The 17,815-nt window shown below is 70.5% G+C and carries 16 protein-coding genes and 5 pseudogenes; 14 read left to right on the top strand and 7 right to left on the bottom strand.

Annotated elements, in window-relative coordinates:
* Positions 1 to 263: 263 nt before the first annotated feature.
* Positions 264 to 1,313 (top strand): PP2C family protein-serine/threonine phosphatase, encoded by a 1,050-nt coding sequence (locus tag E4N62_RS43435; protein ID WP_230223701.1) that lies wholly within the window; start codon positions 264 to 266, stop codon positions 1,311 to 1,313.
* Between the two features lie 377 nt (positions 1,314 to 1,690).
* Here E4N62_RS43435 and E4N62_RS43430 read toward each other — a convergent pair whose 3' ends face one another.
* The 3 genes and pseudogenes from E4N62_RS43430 to E4N62_RS43420 form a co-directional block, all read right to left on the bottom strand.
* Positions 1,691 to 2,335 (bottom strand): dihydrofolate reductase family protein, encoded by a 645-nt coding sequence (locus E4N62_RS43430; protein ID WP_230223700.1) that lies wholly within the window; start codon positions 2,333 to 2,335, stop codon positions 1,691 to 1,693.
* A 333-nt stretch (positions 2,336 to 2,668) separates the two neighbouring features.
* On the bottom strand, positions 2,669 to 2,947 hold the full coding sequence (locus E4N62_RS43425) for a hypothetical protein (protein ID WP_230223699.1): 279 nt from the start codon (positions 2,945 to 2,947) through the stop codon (positions 2,669 to 2,671).
* A gap of 43 nt (positions 2,948 to 2,990) precedes the next feature.
* Positions 2,991 to 3,146 (bottom strand): annotated as a pseudogene (locus tag E4N62_RS43420) (ABC transporter permease); the annotation flags it as partial.
* A 28-nt stretch (positions 3,147 to 3,174) separates the two neighbouring features.
* On the opposite strand from E4N62_RS43420, the gene E4N62_RS43415 reads away from it, so the two are divergent.
* Positions 3,175 to 3,633, top strand: a complete 459-nt coding sequence (locus E4N62_RS43415) for a hypothetical protein (RefSeq protein WP_230223698.1) — start codon at positions 3,175 to 3,177, stop codon at positions 3,631 to 3,633.
* Positions 3,634 to 3,651: 18 nt separating this feature from the next.
* On the opposite strand, the gene E4N62_RS43410 is transcribed toward E4N62_RS43415, so the two are convergent.
* The 3 genes and pseudogenes from E4N62_RS43410 to E4N62_RS43400 form a co-directional block, all read right to left on the bottom strand.
* Positions 3,652 to 4,689, bottom strand: coding sequence for a LacI family DNA-binding transcriptional regulator (locus E4N62_RS43410; RefSeq protein ID WP_230223697.1), 1,038 nt, complete (start codon positions 4,687 to 4,689; stop codon positions 3,652 to 3,654).
* Between the two features lie 541 nt (positions 4,690 to 5,230).
* Positions 5,231 to 5,626, bottom strand: coding sequence for a GNAT family N-acetyltransferase (locus E4N62_RS43405; RefSeq protein WP_230223695.1), 396 nt, complete (start codon positions 5,624 to 5,626; stop codon positions 5,231 to 5,233).
* 341 nt (positions 5,627 to 5,967) lie between these two features.
* Positions 5,968 to 6,199, bottom strand: a pseudogene (locus E4N62_RS43400) (alpha-L-fucosidase); the annotation flags it as partial.
* 209 nt (positions 6,200 to 6,408) lie between these two features.
* Between E4N62_RS43400 and E4N62_RS43395 the strand changes: the two are divergent.
* The 12 genes and pseudogenes from E4N62_RS43395 to E4N62_RS43340 all read left to right on the top strand — a co-directional run.
* Positions 6,409 to 7,470 carry a sugar ABC transporter substrate-binding protein gene (locus E4N62_RS43395; RefSeq protein ID WP_230223693.1) on the top strand — a complete coding sequence of 354 codons (1,062 nt, stop codon included), beginning with the start codon at positions 6,409 to 6,411 and terminating at the stop codon, positions 7,468 to 7,470.
* 46 nt (positions 7,471 to 7,516) lie between these two features.
* Complete coding sequence (locus E4N62_RS43390) at positions 7,517 to 9,082, top strand: sugar ABC transporter ATP-binding protein (RefSeq protein ID WP_230223692.1); 1,566 nt, start codon at positions 7,517 to 7,519, stop codon at positions 9,080 to 9,082.
* Positions 9,075 to 10,118, top strand: a complete 1,044-nt coding sequence (locus E4N62_RS43385) for an ABC transporter permease (protein WP_184903355.1) — start codon at positions 9,075 to 9,077, stop codon at positions 10,116 to 10,118. Before E4N62_RS43390 ends, E4N62_RS43385 begins: the two co-directional genes overlap by 8 nt.
* Before the next feature lie 109 nt (positions 10,119 to 10,227).
* A complete protein-coding gene (locus tag E4N62_RS43380) occupies positions 10,228 to 11,550 on the top strand; it encodes an L-fuconate dehydratase (RefSeq protein ID WP_230223691.1) in 1,323 nt (440 codons plus the stop codon).
* Complete coding sequence (locus E4N62_RS43375; RefSeq protein ID WP_230223690.1) at positions 11,543 to 12,445, top strand: amidohydrolase; 903 nt, start codon at positions 11,543 to 11,545, stop codon at positions 12,443 to 12,445. The genes E4N62_RS43380 and E4N62_RS43375 overlap by 8 nt, the downstream gene beginning before the upstream one ends.
* Positions 12,436 to 12,873, top strand: coding sequence for an RbsD/FucU family protein (locus E4N62_RS43370; RefSeq protein ID WP_230223689.1), 438 nt, complete (start codon positions 12,436 to 12,438; stop codon positions 12,871 to 12,873). The genes E4N62_RS43375 and E4N62_RS43370 overlap by 10 nt, the downstream gene beginning before the upstream one ends.
* Positions 12,870 to 13,637: pseudogene (locus E4N62_RS43365) on the top strand (zinc-binding dehydrogenase); the annotation flags it as partial. The gene E4N62_RS43370 and the pseudogene E4N62_RS43365, both read left to right, overlap by 4 nt.
* A pseudogene (locus E4N62_RS43360) lies at positions 13,622 to 13,801 on the top strand (SDR family oxidoreductase); the annotation flags it as partial. The pseudogenes E4N62_RS43365 and E4N62_RS43360, both read left to right, overlap by 16 nt.
* Positions 13,786 to 14,427, top strand: coding sequence for a bifunctional 4-hydroxy-2-oxoglutarate aldolase/2-dehydro-3-deoxy-phosphogluconate aldolase (eda, locus tag E4N62_RS43355; RefSeq protein ID WP_308186262.1), 642 nt, complete (start codon positions 13,786 to 13,788; stop codon positions 14,425 to 14,427). The pseudogene E4N62_RS43360 and the gene eda, both read left to right, overlap by 16 nt.
* Entirely contained in the window at positions 14,424 to 15,473 is a 1,050-nt protein-coding gene (locus E4N62_RS43350; protein WP_230223687.1) for a sugar kinase, read from the top strand. The genes eda and E4N62_RS43350 overlap by 4 nt, the downstream gene beginning before the upstream one ends.
* 33 nt (positions 15,474 to 15,506) lie before the next feature.
* Positions 15,507 to 16,547: an aldo/keto reductase gene (locus E4N62_RS43345; protein ID WP_230223684.1), complete on the top strand. Its 1,041-nt coding sequence runs from the start codon at positions 15,507 to 15,509 to the stop codon at positions 16,545 to 16,547.
* A pseudogene (locus E4N62_RS43340) lies at positions 16,510 to 16,998 on the top strand (FadR/GntR family transcriptional regulator); the annotation flags it as partial. The gene E4N62_RS43345 and the pseudogene E4N62_RS43340, both read left to right, overlap by 38 nt.
* Before the next feature lie 19 nt (positions 16,999 to 17,017).
* Here E4N62_RS43340 and E4N62_RS43335 read toward each other — a convergent pair.
* Positions 17,018 to 17,767, bottom strand: coding sequence for a class I SAM-dependent methyltransferase (locus tag E4N62_RS43335; protein ID WP_230223681.1), 750 nt, complete (start codon positions 17,765 to 17,767; stop codon positions 17,018 to 17,020).
* Positions 17,768 to 17,815: the final 48 nt, after the last annotated feature.

Here is a 17,815-nt window from a genome sequence, read left to right as displayed (position 1 = left end):
CACGCGTCCCAGTAATGGGACGGCCGACATCGCTGTCATGACGGTGCGTGATCGTCCAGACGGGTCCTTGCGGGCGATTTCGGCGGGCGCGACTCTCCCGGACGCCCCTCGCGACGCCGGGAACACGGTGCCGACGTGAATATGCGTTTCTCCTGACTCGATGACCGCTTTGTTGTAGTTACGATTCATTCGTGCCTACTTTGAGGCGACAGCGACACCGTCGCCCACGCGGTGACCGATGGGACGCTGTCCGGCTGTCACCGGTGATCCTCACCGTCCTCATCGCCGCGCTGGCGTTCGCGACGCCGAGGGACATCGCCGTCAGCCGCCTCCTGCCCGCCGCGCCCGCTCTGGCCGCCTCGATGTGGACCGTTCTCCCCACGATTCTCCTGGGCGCGTCCTGCGCGCTGATCATGCTCGGCCTGAATTTGTTCTACAGCGACCTGGGGACTCCCTACACGACGGCCGCGATCGCCGCCGTCACCCTTGCCGCCGCCTACGCCAGCCACGTCCGCATCCGGCGGGAGGAGGCCCTGCTCCAGATCCGGCTCGTCGCCGACGCCGCCCAGCAGGTGCTGCTGAGACCGTTGCCGAGCCGCCTCGGAGGCATCGAGATCGAATCGCTGTACGTCGCGGCGCAGGCCCAGGCCCGGATCGGCGGCGACTTCTACGAGGCGGCCGAAACACCTCACGGCGTCCGCCTCCTCCTGGGAGACGTGCGCGGCAAAGGGCTGTCCGCGGTGGGAGCCGCCTCCGCTCTGATCAGCTGCTTCCGAGAGGCCGCACACGACGAACCCGACCTGACGGGCGTCATCCGGCGCCTGGAGACCAGTATCGGCCGCCACAGCGCCGCCTACCCCTCCCCGGACCTCCCGGAGCGCTTCGCCACCGCTCTGCTCGCGGAGATCCCACGCGACGGCAGCCACGTCAAACTCCTCAACTGCGGGCACCCACCGCCGCTGCTCGTGCATCGAGGCGAGACGTACGTCCTGGAGCCCAGCGAGCCCTCGCCGCCTCTCAACCTCGCGGCACTCGTCGAGGACAACTACCACGCCGACACCGTGCCCTTCACCCCGGGCGACCAACTCCTTCTCTACACCGACGGTGTGACGGAGACCCGGGATCACGACGGCGAGTTCTTCCCCCTGCACCACTGGATGCGACAGCAGAAGCCGGTCCCACCCCATCAACTGCTCGACCGACTCCACGAGGACCTGCTCCGCTTCAGCGACGGAAGACTCGACGACGACATCGCGGCCCTCTCCGTGCGATACCCGAAGCCCGGCCCTCTCGACGCGAGCGACAGCCCCTGACCTCACGGTCCCTCAACGCTCGCGGGGCCGCGAGGCACGCGGGTGCCCTGGGGCCGCCGGGCCGGACCGTCGGTGGACGGGTTCCGCGTCCGCTCCGGACCGGACCGGACCCGACCCCCGACGGTCAATGGGTCAGTTGACGACCGTCAGCGGCTTCGGCCATCCGTTCTTCTCCAGCGTTGCGAACAGGCTCTTGATGTCGCCGGGGCTGTGCTACCGCGTGCTGCCGGCGACGGTCAGTGCTGCGGCGTGCCGATCCGCAGCCGGCTGCCGTCAGGGTCGCGCAGTCCGATCTCCCGGCCCCACGGACCGTCCGAGGGTGGCGGATGGGTCCGTCACCCTTGGCTGCGAGCGGTCCGCAGGTCAGGCGCCTGGCCTCAGTCGGCGCGCCCTACGCCGCGATCAGGAGCGCTCATGTCCCCCGTGGCAGGTGTGCCCTCGGCGAGCCCGTAGCGCAGGTACACGGTGCCCTTGGGACCGGCGGCCGGCGGTCCGAGAAGCGTGAGGTTCGTGGGCACCTCACCACCGTCGAACACCTTCTTGCCCACTCCGAGCACGATCGGGTGCACCCAGAGGTCTAGACGGTCGAAGAGCTTCTCCCGCAGCAGGCTCTGCACCAGGTCCAGGCTCCCGACGACCTTCACGTGCTCGTGCCGGTCACGGATCTCGCGTACCGCGGCGGCCAGATCCGGGCCGAGCTGCGTGGAGCCGGCCCACGACAGGTCGGGCCGGCCACGGGAGGCCACGTACTTCGGGACACGGTTGAAGAGGTCGGCGATCTCGCCGTCCTCGCCGCCCTTCTGGTGCGGCCAGTACGCGGCGAAGATGTCGTACGTCCGCCGACCGAGCAGAAGGGCGTCCGTGCCCTCGTACGCGGCGCCGATCTGCGCCCCGGCGACCTCGTCCAGTAGCGGTGCCTGCCAGCCGCCGAACGGGAACCCGACCGGGTCCTCGTCGGGGCCGCCGGGTGCCTGCCCGACGAGATCGAGAGTCGCGAACAGTTCGATGTGGATGAGGCCCATGGCTTGCTCCCGATGAGATGGTCGTCCCGGTCGAAAGGTAGACCTGTGGGAACGGGCGAACTCATCGCCGATCGGGCCCCTGCCGATCGGGCCCCTGTCGGCAGGTCGTCCTGCGGGCGCCGACGGCCCCGCTCGGCCGACGGACACGCGCAACTGCGGACACGTTCGGCGTCGCCGGGTCGCGGATGGTGTCGGCGAGTGTGCGGTCCGCTCCGCAGGGGCCCTGGGCGGCATCGTCGCCCAGGGCGTCTTCCCCCCGTCCGCGTCGTCCCCACCCCAGCTGTCGCGCCGCGTCCCGGAGAGCCCGAGGTCATCTCAGGCGCCTCGTGCTCATCACCACCGCGGTGACCTCGTCGCGGACGCCCCACGGTTGCGGGGGTTGAACGGTGTGCGGGCCGGCAGACTTTCCGGGTGCCTGCCGAACAGGCCCAGTTCGGGGGTCTGGTTCGGGCCCATCTGCGCGACGATCGCGCGGTGGAAGGCGTCGTAGGAGCCCGTGAAGCCGTTGTCGGCCCAGATGCGGTGCAGGGCGGTGGTGAAGACGCCTGCGCCGTTGACTATGCCGTCGGACGATGTGCGGCCAGCGTGCTGGGCCCGGTCACAGCCGCGCATGGGGCACGGGTCCTGACCGCCGTGGGCGCTCACGATGCCGGCTCTACCGCCGTAGGGCTTCGACGGGTTCGACGCGGGAGGCCCGCCAGGCCAGGTAGAGGCCCGCCAGAGCGCCGGTGACGATGCCGATGAGGGGCGCGGCGGCCACGGTTCCCGGGTGGATGACGGCCGTCCAGTTCCGTGTGACGGTGACGGCGACGTCCGACGGAGCTTGACGCCGGGCGGGAATGCCGAGGGTCGGCCCCCAGCCGCCGGAGCGCCCTGCCAAGACCGACGTCGAAGCGGTCGTTCGCTGCTACTTCGGCCTGCTCCGAGCCGGGAGGATCCCTGAGGCCGAACAGCTCATCGATCACCACCCGGTCCGTCATGTGCTCAAGGCGCTGTGGACCGGGTCGGTCGAAGCGAGCGCCGACGGGGACGGGGACGGGCCGAGCGGAGGCTCTGCTCACGACGAGGACGAACAGCATCTGGAAACGAATCCGGAGATGAATCCGGAGATGAATCCGGATCTGCATGTGTCGTGGCTCGGCGAGCTGGATCTCGCGGACTTCCACTGGGGCGACACCGGCAGCCACGTCTACGTCGAGATCACCTACCGCGCGCAGATCATCGAGGTGTCATTGGGCTTCTGGGTCAGGCCCACGGACGCCGGCCGGGTCGTCACGGGACCGTCCACGTACTGGTAGTAGGGCGTCCAGGGTGGCTCACGTCGTGCCGCGGGCGTTCAAGTTCGGCGTCAGGACGATCGGGGGTGGCTGTTCCCCCGCGAGGAGGCGCTCGACCTGGTGGATGGCCAGTTCGCCCAGCTTTCGCTTGTCGAGGTGGAGGGTGGTCAGGGGCGGATCGACCAGATCGACGACGCTCAGCCCGTCGTAGCCGACCAATGCGCAGTCGTCCGGCACCTGGACGCCGAGCCGGCGGGCGGCCCGGAGCGCGCCTATCGCCACCAGGTCGTTGAAGGCGACCACGGCGGTGAGGTCCGGCCGCGCGGCGTGCAGCGCCTCGAACGCGGCAGCTCCCCCCGCCGGGGACTGCTCCCCCATCACGATCCAGCCCTCGTCGACGGGCAGCGCATGTTCGCCGGCGACTTCGAGGAAGGTGCGGCGCCGGACCAGGGGCGCGGTCAAGCACTCGCAGTCGATCATGCCGATCCGGCGGTGCCCGAGGTCGATGAGGTGCCGCATCCCGGCCCGGATTCCGGCCGCGGTGTCGATGTGGACCAACGCGTGGTCCGACGAGTCGAGCCCGCGATCGACCACGACCAGCGGCACGGTGCCGATGTACGGCTCGAGTTGCGCATCGGAATGGCTGATGTAGCCGACAAGAGCGTCGACCTGTTGGCCCAGTGAGCGGACCAGGGACAGCTCCCGGGACCGGTCGTTCTCGGTGCTGGCCACGAGCACCTGCCAGTCGCGTTCGTCGGCGGCCGCGATCACTCCTGCCACGAACTCCGGGAAGAAGGGGTTGACCACGTCGGGGACGACGAGCCCGACGGACACGACGTCGGGGCGGACCAGCCCTCGGCCGAACCGGCTGGGCCGGTACCGCAACTGCCTCGCGACATCGAGCACGCGTTGCTGAGTCGCCGGGTCGATCTCCCCCTTGCCGTTGATCGCCCGGGAGACGGTCTGATGGGACACGCCCGCCGCCTGAGCGACGTCGCGAAGCGTCACACGCTTACCCGTTCTCGCGCCCCGCGCCCGCTGGTCTTCCGTTTCCCGCTGTCCGGCCACGCCGCCCACTCACTTCAGTTCCTGTGCCGCCCTGCGTCCAAGTCAATCAGGTCTGCCGACACGCCGCGCCATCGCCGGACTGCCGCGCATCACTGGACCCCGCGCGGATGGCGAGCCGTCCGGCGGCAGGCGTTGACGGGCTCCGCTCCCCTGCGCCAGAATCCCGTTAACGGTCACGTTAACGGTCACGGAGCAGAGAGGGGTAACACCGTGGCTTCTTCGAGGGGGCCTCTACCGCACGAGCCGCACCAGGTGTTCCGAAACGTGTTCCGCGGCTGGCACGCGGAGGCAGGTGTCTTCTCGGCGCTGCCGGACGCACCTGTGCAGCCGGATGATCCGCTGCCGTGGTGGCGCCGGTTGCGAGTGCGACGGCAGAAGTCGAGCCGCGGCGGATCTCCGCTCCTCCGCTCGTCATCGCGCCCGCTGGGCTGTGCCGCTACCAGCGGGGAGGGCCGCGGTTGAAAGGAAGTGCGACGGTCGGGCGCCGACGTATGCGCACAGCGCGGTGGACTGACCCGGTGCGTACTGGGTCAGAGTTGGGCCCACCGTGTCATAGGGCGATCAGTCCGGCCGCCGTCTCCTTGAAGCCGCAGGCGTCGACGTAGAAGACACGAAGGTGCTCCTCGAAGTCGACGTGCAACCACTCGCACTTCGCGATACGAGCCTCACGCGCAGCCGCGGCGACCAGCGCACCGCCCACACCTCTCCGCTCGCGGTGCGGGGCGACCACCGTGTCCAGCAGGAAGGCGTGAACCCCTCCGTCCCAGGCCACGTTGACGAATCCGATCAGCGAGCCGTCTTCCCAGGCGCAGACCCAGCCGAGGCTGTGGCGTTCAAGTCGTTCTCGCCAGTCGGACTGAGCGACCGGGTGTCCGAAGCCCTCGGCATGCAGTGCGTTGAGGGCGGTGTTGTCGAATTCGCCGCGCCACTCGTACTCGATCGCCATTCGTCGATCGTAGAGTCCGCTCAGGGCGGCAGGCTCGAACTCGAACTCGATCTGAGGCAGGGGGAAACGTGGGCACCCTGCCCGGCGGTGACCATGTCGTCCTCCCGTTCACCTCCCATCTGCTGAGCGGCGACGTCGGCAGCGCGAGGCCGTCGCGCCGTTGCTCCGTGCGAAGAACGGCTGGGAGGCGTGCCTGGCCGTGGGTGAGGCGCCCGTAAGGGCCGGGATCGTCTTCGACTTCGACGCCAGTGGGAGGCGTGCGGGGCCCCCCACGCCTCGCCGCAGCCCCGCAGCCCGGCGCCTGGTGATCTACAGCCTCTCGGAGCGCCTGGCCCACTCGTCGGGTCGAAGTTCCCACCGGCCGACTTCAGCTTGGGCGCGAACTCCGTGTGCTCCCCGGCCAGGCCGTCCTGCCCGTTGATGAAGTTGCGGTACAGCCACGCGGACGGGCTGCCGTACGTGGCGACGTGGAGGCGTCCTTGAACCACTCGGGGGCCGCCGGGTGCTTGTCGACCGAGTCCCAGTTGGTGTGCAGGTGCTCGGTGCGGCGCAGGCGACACCTACGGCCCTCATGGGCACCACCACCGGTAGGTATTGATGGGATGAGTCGGCCGCCCGGAATGGCGAGAGATGAGCGATCAACGCCCACTGAAGTGGCGTTTCGTAAGTACCGTCTTCCGACCACTAGACACGCCCCCTCATCGTCACTTACAAACATCCCATCTCTCACCGCACGGCGAAACGCGCAACGTCATCCATCCGCTCAGCGCGAGGAACACCCGATGAGACTCAGAGCCGTCTGCTCAGCCGTTGCCGCCCTGTCCGCACTGGCGTTGCTCACCGCCTGTGGCGGGGACGCGCAGACCACGTCCACGACGAGCGGCAAGCCGCTGGTCGGCGTCGACTACCCGCGTTCCGACACCGACTTCTGGAACTCGTACATCAAGTACACGCCGGAGGCCGCCAAGGAGCTGGGCCTCTCCCTGAAGACCACCAACTCGCAGAACGACGTCGCCAAGCTGACCGCGAACGCGCAGACGTTCATCAGCCAGGGCGTCAAGGGCGTGGCGATGGCCCCGCAGGACACGGCCGCCGTCGCGCCGACCCTGACGCAGCTGGAGGCCAAGAAGATCCCGGTCGTCACCGTGGACACCCGTCCCGACACCGGCAAGGTGTACATGGTCGTGCGGGCCGACAACCGCGCGTACGGCGAGAAGGCGTGTCAGTACCTCGGTACCAAGCTCGGCGGCAAGGGCAAGGTCGTCATGCTGCAGGGCGGCCTGGACTCCATCAACGGCCGTGACCGCACCGAGGCGTTCAACGAGTGCATGAAGAAGAACTACCCGGGTGTCACCGTGTTCGGTGAGGCCACCAACTGGGACGGCGCGGTCGCCGCGCAGAAGCTCCAGACGCGTCTGACCCAGCACCCGGACATCAAGGGCGTCTACATGCAGTCCAGCTTCGCCCTGTCCGGCACCCTCCAGGTCCTCAAGCAGAAGGGCCTGTTGGTCGGACCGAAGGACAAGAAGCACGTCTTCGTCGTCTCCAACGACGGCATCCCCGAAGAGCTCAAGTCCATAGCCGAGGGGAAGATCGACGCCACCGTCTCGCAGCCGGCCGACCAGTACGCCAAGTACGCCCTGTACTACCTCAAGGCCGCGATCGACGGGAAGACGTTCGCGCCCGGCGAGACCGACCACGACAGCACCATCATCAAGGTCCGCGACGGAGTGCTGGAGGACCAGCTCTCCGCCCCGCTCGTCACCGCCGACGGCGGCACCTACGGCGGTGTGCCCAGTGTGAAGAGCGACAGCACCTCCCTGTGGGGCAACAACCTCGGCTGACGCTTCGCCAGGCGGCCCGACATCCCATGGACACAAGGTGGTTGAGATGAGCGACGGGGAGCGAGCGGCAGTCACCCCCGCGTCCGTCCCGGCGGACGACGGACGGGCCCCGGCGGGCCCGGCCGTCGTCGAGGCGACGGGCATAGTCAAACGATTCGGTCCGACGGTGGCCCTGAACGGCGCCCGGATCACCATCAGGCCCGGCGAGACCCACGCGCTCGTCGGCCGCAACGGCGCCGGCAAGTCGACCCTGGTCTCCGTCCTGACCGGACTCCAGGCCCCCGACGAGGGGACGGTGACCTTCGGCGGCGAGGCGGCTCCCCGGCTCAGCGACCGCGACGCCTGGCGGCGCCGCGTGGCCTGCGTCTACCAGAAGTCGACGATCATCCCCACGCTGACCGTCGCGGAGAACCTCTTCCTGAACCGGCACCACCACGGACGGCACCGGCTGATCAGCTGGCAGCGCGTGCGCGGCCGGGCCGAGGAACTGTTGTCGGCGTGGTCGGTGAACGTCGATCCGCAGACGTCGGCCGGCGCTCTCGGTGTGGAGCAGCGGCAGTTCGTCGAGATCGCCCGCGCCCTGTCGTTCGGCGCCAGGTTCATCATCCTCGACGAGCCGACGGCCCAGCTCGACGGCGCGGCGATCAACCGGCTCTTCGACCGGATCCGCGACCTGCAACGGCAGGGCGTCACCTTCCTGTTCATCAGTCACCACCTCCAGGAGGTGTACGAGATCTGCGACATGGTGACGGTGTTCCGGGACGCCCGGCACATCGTGACCGCCCCGGTCGCGGAATTTCCCCGCACCGACCTCGTCGCCGCCATGACCGGCGAGGCGGCGGCGGACCGGCGCCAGGAACGAACCGGCACCCTGGACGGCGACGCGACCGCGGCCCTGAGCGTCAACGGCCTGAACGGCGACACCTACTCCGGCGTCACCTTCCGGGTGGGCGCCGGGGAGATCGTCGGGCTCGCGGGGGCGGCCGGCAGCGGCCGTACCGAGGTCGCCGAGACCGTCGTGGGGCTGCGGGCCGCCGACGGCGGCCGGGTCGAGATCGCCGGAACGCCCACCCGGCCGGGCAGCGTCCCCGCCGCGCTCGCCGCGGGCGCGGGATTCGTCCCCCAGGACCGGCACCACCAGGGCTTCGTCCCCGACATGTCGATCGCGGACAACGCCACGCTCTCCGTCCCCCACCGGCTCGGCGACAACGGCTTCCTCGACCGTGGCCGACGGGACGCGCTCGCCAAGGGCATGATCGAGAAGCTCGCAATCAAGACGCCCGGCCCCGAGCTGCCCGTCTCCGCCCTGTCCGGCGGCAACCAGCAGAAGGTCGTCATGGCCCGCGCCCTGGCCGACGACCCCAAGCTGTTGGTCCTGATCAACCCGACCGCGGGCGTCGACGTGCGCTCCAAGGAGTTCCTCCTCGGCAAGGTCGAGGAGACCGCGGACACCGGGACCGGAGTGCTCATCGCCTCCGACGAACTCGACGACCTGCGCATGTGCGACCGGATCCTGGTGATGTTCCAGGGCCGTGTCACCTCGGAGATGGCCCGCGGCTGGCACGACCACGACCTCGTCGCCGCGATGGAAGGAGTGGACCTCGATGCCTGACACCGTCCTCGCGGACGCGCCCGCCCCCAAGGCCGGCGAGCCGCGACCCGGGCGGACCGGCCTGTTCGGCGGCCGGATCCCGCTGGCCCGGATGCGCGACCTCGCCCTGGTCCCCGCCATCGTCGTCATCGCGATCGTGGGCCAGATCGTCAATCCGGTCTTCCTGCAGGCGGACAACCTCGTCAACGTCCTGCAGACCATGTCGGAGATCGCCCTGCTGGTCCTGGCGCAGACGATGGTCCTGATCGTCAAGAAGATGGACCTGTCGCTGGAGTCCACGATGGGCCTGGCACCCGGCGTCGCGGCCTGGCTGGTGGTCCCCACGGGCGCCGGACACGGCCTCGGGCTCCTGCCGGGAGCCTGGTCGATCCCGGTCACCCTCGCCGTGGGCGTGCTCGTGGGCGTGATCAACGCCCTGTTGATCATCCGCTTCGGCCTCAACGGCTTCATCGTCACCCTCGGCATGCTGATCGTGCTGCGGGGCGTCCTGACCGGTATCTCGGGCGGACAGACGTTCTTCCAGCTGCCCGAGTCGATGCTCTACCTGGGCACGGCCCAATGGTTCGGGATGCCCGCCTCCATCTGGCTCTGTCTGGTGCTGTTCGCCGTCGCCGTCGTGGTCCTCGGCTGGACCAGCTTCGGGCGTTCGCTGTACGCCATCGGCGGCAACGTCGACGCCGCGAAGGCAGCCGGTATCCGTACCGACCGGGTGCTGTGGATCGTCATCGTCACCGGCAGCCTGCTCGCCGCACTCGCCGGACTGATGCTGTCAGGACGGCTCGCCTCGGTGGCCTCGGCCCAGGGCAACGGCTACATCTTCACCGTCTTCGCCGCCGCCGTCATCGGGGGCATCAGCCTCAACGGCGGCAAGGGCACCATGTTCGGCGCCTTCAGCGGCATCCTGCTGCTCTTCATGATCCAGAACGTGCTCACCCTGGCCGGCGTCCCCGCCCAGTGGATCGGCGCCCTCAACGGCCTGATCATCCTCGTCGCGTTGATGATCTCGCGCATCACGGGCGGCAAGGTCCAGGAGTGACTCCGGGCGGCCGTCGCGGGATGCACACCGCCCGTACGGCCGCCGGACTCCCCGCCGTCACCCATCTCGTCGCAGGGACCGCCCCGTCCCCGCTCGCACAGGAGTTGCCATGTCCTCCCCGAGTCCCTCCGCCCGTATCACCGCCCTGGACGTCCTCGACGTACGCTTCCCCACGTCCGAGCACCTCGACGGCTCGGACGCGATGAACCCCGAGCCCGACTACTCGGCCGCCTATGTCGTCCTGCGCACCGACGCCGGCGACGGGCTGGAGGGCCACGCCCTGGCCTTCACCACCGGCCGGGGCAACGACGTCCAGGCCGCCGCCATCGCGGCCCTCGCCCCCCATGTGGTGGGCCTGTCCGTCGACGAGGTCTGCGGTGACCTCGGCGGGTTCTCCCGCTCGCTGGTCCACGATCCCCAACTGCGCTGGCTGGGACCGGAGAAGGGCGCCATCCACATGGCGACCGGCGCGGTCGTCAACGCCGCCTGGGACCTCGCGGCCAAGCGCGCGGGCAAGCCCGTGTGGCGCTTCCTCGGCGAGATGTCCCCCGAGGAACTGGTCTCGCAGGTCGACTTCCGCTGGCTCAGCGACGCCCTCACCCCCGAGCAGGCTCTGGAGGTCCTCCAGCGCGCGGAACCGGGGCGGCAGGAGCGTATCGACCACTTGCTGGAGCGCGGCTACCCCGCCTACACGACCACCCCCGGCTGGCTCGGCTACTCCGACGAGAAGCTGGCCCGCCTCGCCCGGGAGGCGGTCGCCGACGGCTTCACCCAGATCAAGCTGAAGGTGGGAGCCTCCCTGGAGGACGACGTACGGCGGATGCGCACCGCCCGCGAGACGGTCGGCGACTCCATCCGCATCGCCGTCGACGCCAACCAGAGATGGGACATCCAGCCCGCCATCGACTGGATGCGGGCGCTGGCCCCCTACGACCCGTACTGGATCGAGGAGCCCACCTCCCCCGACGACATCCTCGGCCACGCCGCCGTCCGCAGGGCCGTCGGGCCCATCAAGGTCGCCACCGGCGAGCACATCGCCAACCGGGTCGTCTTCAAGCAACTGCTCCAGGCGGGCGCAGTCGACATCGTGCAGATCGACTCCGCCCGCGTCGGCGGCGTCAACGAGAACCTCGCGATCCTGCTGCTCGCCGCGAAGTTCGGCGTCCCGGTCTGCCCGCACGCCGGCGGGGTCGGCCTGTGCGAGATGGTGCAGCACCTGTCGATGTTCGACTACGTGGCCGTCTCCGGCACCACCGAGGACCGGGTCATCGAGTACGTCGACCACCTGCACGAGCACTTCGTCGACCCCGTACGTGTCGCCGACGGCCACTATCTCGCACCCACCCTGCCGGGCCTGAGCGCCCAGATGCACCCCGACTCCCTCAAGGAGTACGCCTACCCCGACGGCCCCGTCTGGGCGGCCCGTGTCTGACACCTCGCAGCCGGGACTCGTAGACGCCCACCACCACGTGTGGAACCTGGACGACCGGCCGCAGCCGTGGCTGGACGTGCCCGGTCGCGAGCCCATCCGTCGCTCCTTCGACACCGACGACCTGCGATCGGCCGCGACCCGGCCGATCGCCGGCCGACAGTTGGAGAGCTCCGTGGTGGTCCAGTGCGTGCCGTCCTCGTCCGAGACACGCGACCTGCTCACCCTCGCCGACGAGGACCCGCTGATCGGCGCGGTCGTCGGCTGGGTCGACCTGACCGGCCCCGCCATCGGCGACGTCCTCGACAAACTGTGTACCGGCCCGGGAGGCTCGTACCTGCGCGCCGTACGGCACCTCGTCCAGGACGAACAGGACCCGCGGTGGCTGCGACGACCGGCCGTGGAACGGGCGCTGAGGACGATCGGGGAACGCGGGCTGGGCTACGACGTGCTGATCCGCGACCACCAGGTCCCCCAGGCGGTCGGCCTGGCTGAACGCCTGCCCGAACTGCCCCTGGTTCTCGACCACGCGGGCAATCCCCCGATCGCCGGCGGGGATCTGGCCGACTGGGAGCGGGACGTACGCCGACTCGCCGGGCACCCGCAGGTGCGCTGCAAGCTGTCGGGCCTGATCACCGAGGCCGACCACGAGCAGTGGACCCTCGCCGACATCCGCCCGGTGTGGGACGTGCTGCTCTCGGCCTTCGGCCCGTACCGGCTCATGTTCGGCTCCGACTGGCCGGTCTGCGTCCTCGCCGGCGGCTGGAACCGGTGGGCCGCCACCGTCGAGGAACTCCTCACCGGCTGCTCGGCGGACGAGACCGACGCGATCCTCGCCGGGACCGCTCTCGACTTCTACCGCCTGCCCCCTGTCGAAAGGGCACCGGCGTGCTCCTGACCGATCTTCTGCACCCCGAGATCCTGCGGTCCCTGGCCGGAGCCGGCCACGGCGCCCGCGTACTGCTCGCCGACGGCCACTATCCCGCGAGCACCGCCGTCGGCGAGCGTGCCCGGACCGTCCACCTCAACCTGACCCCCGGTCTGCTCGACGTCACCACCGTGCTCCAGGTCCTGCTGCGCGCCGTGCCCGTGGAGTCGGCCCAGGTGATGGTGCCACCGGAGGACGAACCGGAACCGCCGGCCGTCACCGAGTACCGCTCTCTGCTCGCACCGGCGCCGGTCCAGCCCCTCGGCCGCTTCGAGTTCTACGACGCCGCCCGCTCGCCCGACCTGGCACTGGCGATCGTCACCGCCGACATCCGCACCTACGCCAACCTGCTGCTGACCATCGGCGTCCGCGCTGAAGGGACCCTGAGAACACGATGACACTCGCCGTCCGCTACACCGCCGCCCGCACCCTCGACACCGCCCCCGCGCTCGACGCGTCACCGGGCCCCGGCGAGGTCGAGCTGGCCCCCGCCTACGTCGGCATCTGCGGCACCGACCTGCACATGTTCCACGGCGACATGGACGCCCGGGTGCGTACGCCCGCCGTCCTCGGGCACGAGATGTCCGGACGAGTCGTCCGGGTCGGGCCGGGCGTGGAGGGTTGGCGGCCCGGTGACGCGGTGACCGTGATGCCGCTGCGCTGGGACGGCACCTGCCCCGCCTGCCGCGCCGGCCACCGGCACGTGTGTCAGCACCTGGACTTCATCGGCATCGACTCCCCCGGCGCGATGCAGCAGCGCTGGACCGTGCCGGCCTCCACCCTCGTCCGGTTGCCCGACTCCCTGCCGTTGGACCGGGCCGCACTCGTCGAACCGACGGCGGTCGCCGTGCACGACGTGGGCCGGGCGAAGGTCAGCGCGGGCGAGAAGGCCGTGGTCGTCGGCGGCGGGCCCGTCGGCGTCCTGATCGCGCTGGTCGCCCGGGCGACGGGCGCCGAGGTCCGGGTCGTGGAGCCGAGCGCCCACCGGCGGCGGCTCGCCGAGGAGTTGGGGCTGACGGTCTGGAACCCGTCCGAGGACGAGATACCGACGCTGGTCCGGAAGTGGACCGGCGACGCGGGCGCGGACGTCGCTTTCGAGGTCTCCGGCGCGGCGGGCGGTGTGCAGACGGCGGTCGAAGTCCTCGGCGGACCCAGGCTTTGCGGGACGATCCCACCCGCAGCCGGGCCATCCTCGACCGCATCCCGGCCGGACGCTGGGGCACGGCCGACGACCTGGCAGGGGCCAGCGTGTTCCTCGCCTCGGACGCCGCCGCCTACGCCCACGGCACCGTGCTGCCCGTCGACGGCGGATGGCTGGGCCGATGACCGCCGATCTGTCCTCCGTGCTCGCCGGCGCCCGCATCCTGCCGGTGCTGACCGTGCCGTCCGCCGCGATGGCCGCCCCGCTCGCCGAGTGCCTGGCGGCGGGCGGGGCGCGGTGCGCCGAGGTCACCTTCCGCGCCCCGGACGCCGTGCAGGTCGTGAAAGCGATGGCGGCCCACGGTGAACTGACCGTCGGAGCCGGCACCGTCCTCAGTGCCGAGCAGGCGGAGCGAGCCGTCGAGGCCGGAGCCCGCTTCGTCGTGTCACCCGGCCTGGACGACGAGGTCCTGGAGAAATGCGCCGAGTTGGAGGTACCGGCCGTGCCGGGCATCGCCACCGCCTCCGAGCTGATGCGCGCGCTGCGGGCCGGCCTCGACACCGTGAAGCTCTTCCCCGCCGAGCCGCTCGGAGGTACGTCGATGCTCCGGGCCCTGGCGGCGCCCTTCCCGCAGGCGCGGTTCGTGCCGACCGGCGGCATCCGCGCGGCCCAGCTGCCCGGCTATCTGTCCCACGCTGCGGTCGTCGCGGTCGGCGGTACCTGGATGGCCACCGCCGACCACCTGGAGCGTGGCGACTACGCGGAGATCCGGCGGTTGACGGCCGAGGCCGTGGTCGGGAGCGCGGCATGAGCGGGCTCGCGCCGGACGTGGTGGCCCTGGGCGAGGTGATGCTCCGCTTCGACCCGGGTGAGGGCCGGATCCGCACCACCCGGACGTTCCAGGTGTGGGAGGGCGGCGGCGAGTACAACGTCGTACGCGGTCTGCGCCGCTGCTTCGGCCTGCGCACAGCCGTGGTGACGGTTCTGGTGGACAACGCGGTGGGACGCCTCACCGAGGATCTCGTCCTCCAGGGTGGGGTCGACACCTCACTGATCCGCTGGGTGCCGGACGACGGGATCGGCCGCACCGCCCGCAACGGGCTGAACTTCGTCGAGCGGGGTTTCGGCATCCGAGGAGCCGTGGGGGTGAGCGACCGCGCCCACACCGCGATCTCGCAGCTGCGGCCCGGCGCCGTCGACTGGGACGCGGTCTTCACCCCGGGCGTGCGCTGGTTCCACACCGGGGGTGTCTTCGCCGGCCTCTCGGACACCACGGCGGAGGTGGCGGAGGAGGCGATGGCCGCTGCCCGTCGGCACGGCGTCACCGTCTCCTACGACCCCAACTACCGCCCCAGTCTCTGGGCCGGCCGGGGCGGCCCTGACCTGGCGCGCGAGGTCGACCTGCGGCTCGCCCCCTACGCCGACGTCGTGGTGGGGGCTCTGGGCCTGGCCGGGAAGCACCCCGGTGCGGTGCGGATCGAGGCCGACGAGGTCGCGGACGCGCTGTCGGAGGTGGCGGGCCGGGTACCGGGGGCCAGGGTGCTGGCGACGACCCTGCGGAACGTGCCGTCGGCCGGCGTGAACGACTGGTCCTCGGCCGCCTGGTCGCGGGAGAGCGACTTCGTCACGGGGCCGCGCATGCCGGGACTGCACGTCCTGGACCGGATCGGCTCCGGCGACGCGTTCGCCGCCGGGCTGATCCACGGCCTGCTGTCCGGCGCCGGCCTGGAGCGTGCCCTCGCCTACGGCACCGCCCACGGCGCGCTCACCATGACCACCCCCGGCGATGTGTCCATGGCCTCCCTGGCCGAGGTCGAGGCGCTCATGGCCGGCGACTCCGCCCATGTCAGACGTTGACCGCATGCCGATCGACATCCCGAGGAGAACGTCTTGCAGCGCCGGAAGACCCACCCCACACGCGTGGAACTCACCGAACTCGGCTTCGGAGCCTCGGTCATCGGCAACCACTACCGGGTCACCCCCGCCTCCGACGCGGCCGCCGCGGTCGACGCCGCCTGGGATGCCGGCATCCGGTACTTCGACACGGCACCCCACTACGGCCTCGGCCTCTCCGAGCAGCGTCTGGGCGCGGCTCTGCGGGACCGTCCGCGTGAGGCGTACGTCGTCTCCTCCAAGGTGGGCCGTCTGCTGGTCCCCAACGAGCGTCCGCGCGGCGTCGACGGCGAGGGCTTCGTCGTACGGGACGACCTGCGCCGACGCTGGGACTTCAGCCGCGACGGAGTGCTGCGCTCCGTCGCGGACACCCTGGAGCGCACCGGCCTCGACCGGCTGGACGTCGTGTACCTGCACGACCCCGACGACCACTGGCGGCAGGCCGTCGACGAGGCCATGCCGACGCTCGCGGACCTGCGTGACCAGGGAGTCGTCGGAGCCGTCGGCGCGGGCATGAACCAGTCGGCGATGCTCGCCCGCTTCCTGCGCGAGACCGCCGCCGACGTGGTCATGCTGGCCGGGCGCTACAGCCTGCTCGATCAGTCGGCGCTGGACGACGTGCTGCCCGCCGCGCTGGAACACGGCAAGAGCGTGGTCGCGGTGGGGGTGTTCAACTCCGGTCTGCTCTCCCGCGACCGGCCCGCGGAGGGGATGAAGTACGACTACCAGGACGCCCCGCCGGAACTCGTCGCCCGAGCCCTCGCGATCGCCGACGTCTGCGAAGGCCACGGCGTCAGCCTGCCCGCCGCGGCCATCGCGTTCCCCTTCACGCACCCCAGTATCATCAACGTCACTCTCGGTATGCGGAACGCGGACCAGGTCGCACGGAACGTGGAACTCCACCGCCGTCGCGTGCCCGAGAGTCTCTGGGAGGACCTTCGCGCGCGAGGGCTGATCAGATCGGACGTGTGCGAAACAAGCGCGCGGGGAGGGGTGCGCGGTGTCTCTGACGGACAAGGCCATCGAACGGATCCGTGAGCTGATCCGGACCGGCACCCTCCCTCCGGGTTCGAAGCTGCCGCCGGAGCCGGAACTGGCGGCCCAGCTGGGACTGTCCCGCAATCTGGCGCGGGAGGCGGTGAAGGCGCTGGCCGTCGCGCGGGTGCTGGAGGTGAGGCGGGGTGACGGCACCTATGTCACCAGCCTCCAGCCGAGTCTCCTTCTGGAGAGCCTCGGTGGTGCGGTGGAACTCCTCCAGGGCGACTCGGGGGCGCTGCTCGACCTGATGGAGGTGCGGAGTCCGCTCGAACCGGCGGCCACGGCGCTGGCCTCCACCCGGATCTCCGACGCACAACTGGCCCAGGTGAAGCAGCACCTGGACGCCATGCGCGACGCCCGCGACGACGTCGAGACGCTCAACTGTGGGTCCACGTGGGCCGACAGGTCAGCCCGCCATCGCCACAACGTGAGCATCAGCAGCGCCGGGAACCCGCTGGGAGCGGGAACGCTCAAACGGCGGGCTGAAGTCGGAAGTGCACGTTGGTGGCTTCTGCGGGTGCGGGCTTGCCTTGCTGGTCGGTGACCGCGGTTGCGGTCAGGCCGGCACCCGCGGCCAGGTGCTCAAACACATCTCGGGGATACCAGTGCAGGACCCACGGGCGCTCCACCACACTGCTCTCGGAGCCGTGGTGGCGTTCGTAACGCAGCTGCGCCGTCTGGGTCCGGGCCCGCTCGTCACGTTCCTCCGCGACGACAGACACCCGGAGTTCGGCGCCGTCGGGCGAGGTGGCCGTGCGCACGTGACCGATCTGTTCGGCGAGGGTCGGTTCGGGAACGAACAGGGGCACCAGCGCGGTGCCGTCGTCGGTGAGGTGGGCGCGGATTCGACGCAGAGCGGCCAGTGCGGTCGCGTCGTCGGGCAACAGGGTGAACGTCGGCCCGGCCAGGAAGATCGCCCGGTAGCGGCGAGGCAACTCCAAGGCCTCCATCCGCTGGTGAAACACGGTCACGGACACGCCCTGCTCGTCCGCCCGCTCGCGGAGCCGCTCCAGCATGTCCCCGGAGGAGTCGACGCCCTCGACCTCCAGACCACGCCGCCGCAGTTCCAGCAAGGGATCACCGTCCCCGCACCCCAGCTCCAACGCCGGCCCGCCGGCCTGTTCGACGAATGCCGCGTAGGGCTCCGGGTCCTGAGAGAAGGACTTCAGCGGTCCATAGATCTCTGCGACGATGCCGGTATAGAAGTCAGCTGGGTCCACGCCCGTCACCCTACGCACACTCATCCCGTACGTTCACTCGAATATCGA

Origin of the sequence: Streptomyces sp. MNU76 (assembly GCF_020982545.1) — a bacterium.
Taxonomy (GTDB): domain Bacteria; phylum Actinomycetota; class Actinomycetes; order Streptomycetales; family Streptomycetaceae; genus Streptomyces.
This window is presented reverse-complemented; position numbering and strand designations above follow the sequence as displayed.

What these genes read in the sequence shown, in the direction of transcription:
- E4N62_RS43380 (WP_230223691.1), top strand. Translation starts at nt 10,228, where the DNA reads ATGTCCTCCCCGAGTCCCTCCGCCCGTATCACCGCCCTGGACGTCCTC.
- E4N62_RS43430 (WP_230223700.1), bottom strand. Translation starts at nt 2,335, where the DNA reads ATGGGCCTCATCCACATCGAACTGTTCGCGACTCTCGATCTCGTCGGG.
- E4N62_RS43405 (WP_230223695.1), bottom strand. Translation starts at nt 5,626, where the DNA reads ATGGCGATCGAGTACGAGTGGCGCGGCGAATTCGACAACACCGCCCTC.
- eda (WP_308186262.1), top strand. Translation starts at nt 13,786, where the DNA reads ATGGCTGGGCCGATGACCGCCGATCTGTCCTCCGTGCTCGCCGGCGCC.
- E4N62_RS43350 (WP_230223687.1), top strand. Translation starts at nt 14,424, where the DNA reads ATGAGCGGGCTCGCGCCGGACGTGGTGGCCCTGGGCGAGGTGATGCTC.
- E4N62_RS43390 (WP_230223692.1), top strand. Translation starts at nt 7,517, where the DNA reads ATGAGCGACGGGGAGCGAGCGGCAGTCACCCCCGCGTCCGTCCCGGCG.
- E4N62_RS43415 (WP_230223698.1), top strand. Translation starts at nt 3,175, where the DNA reads ATGCCGAGGGTCGGCCCCCAGCCGCCGGAGCGCCCTGCCAAGACCGAC.
- E4N62_RS43385 (WP_184903355.1), top strand. Translation starts at nt 9,075, where the DNA reads ATGCCTGACACCGTCCTCGCGGACGCGCCCGCCCCCAAGGCCGGCGAG.
- E4N62_RS43425 (WP_230223699.1), bottom strand. Translation starts at nt 2,947, where the DNA reads ATGCGCGGCTGTGACCGGGCCCAGCACGCTGGCCGCACATCGTCCGAC.
- E4N62_RS43395 (WP_230223693.1), top strand. Translation starts at nt 6,409, where the DNA reads ATGAGACTCAGAGCCGTCTGCTCAGCCGTTGCCGCCCTGTCCGCACTG.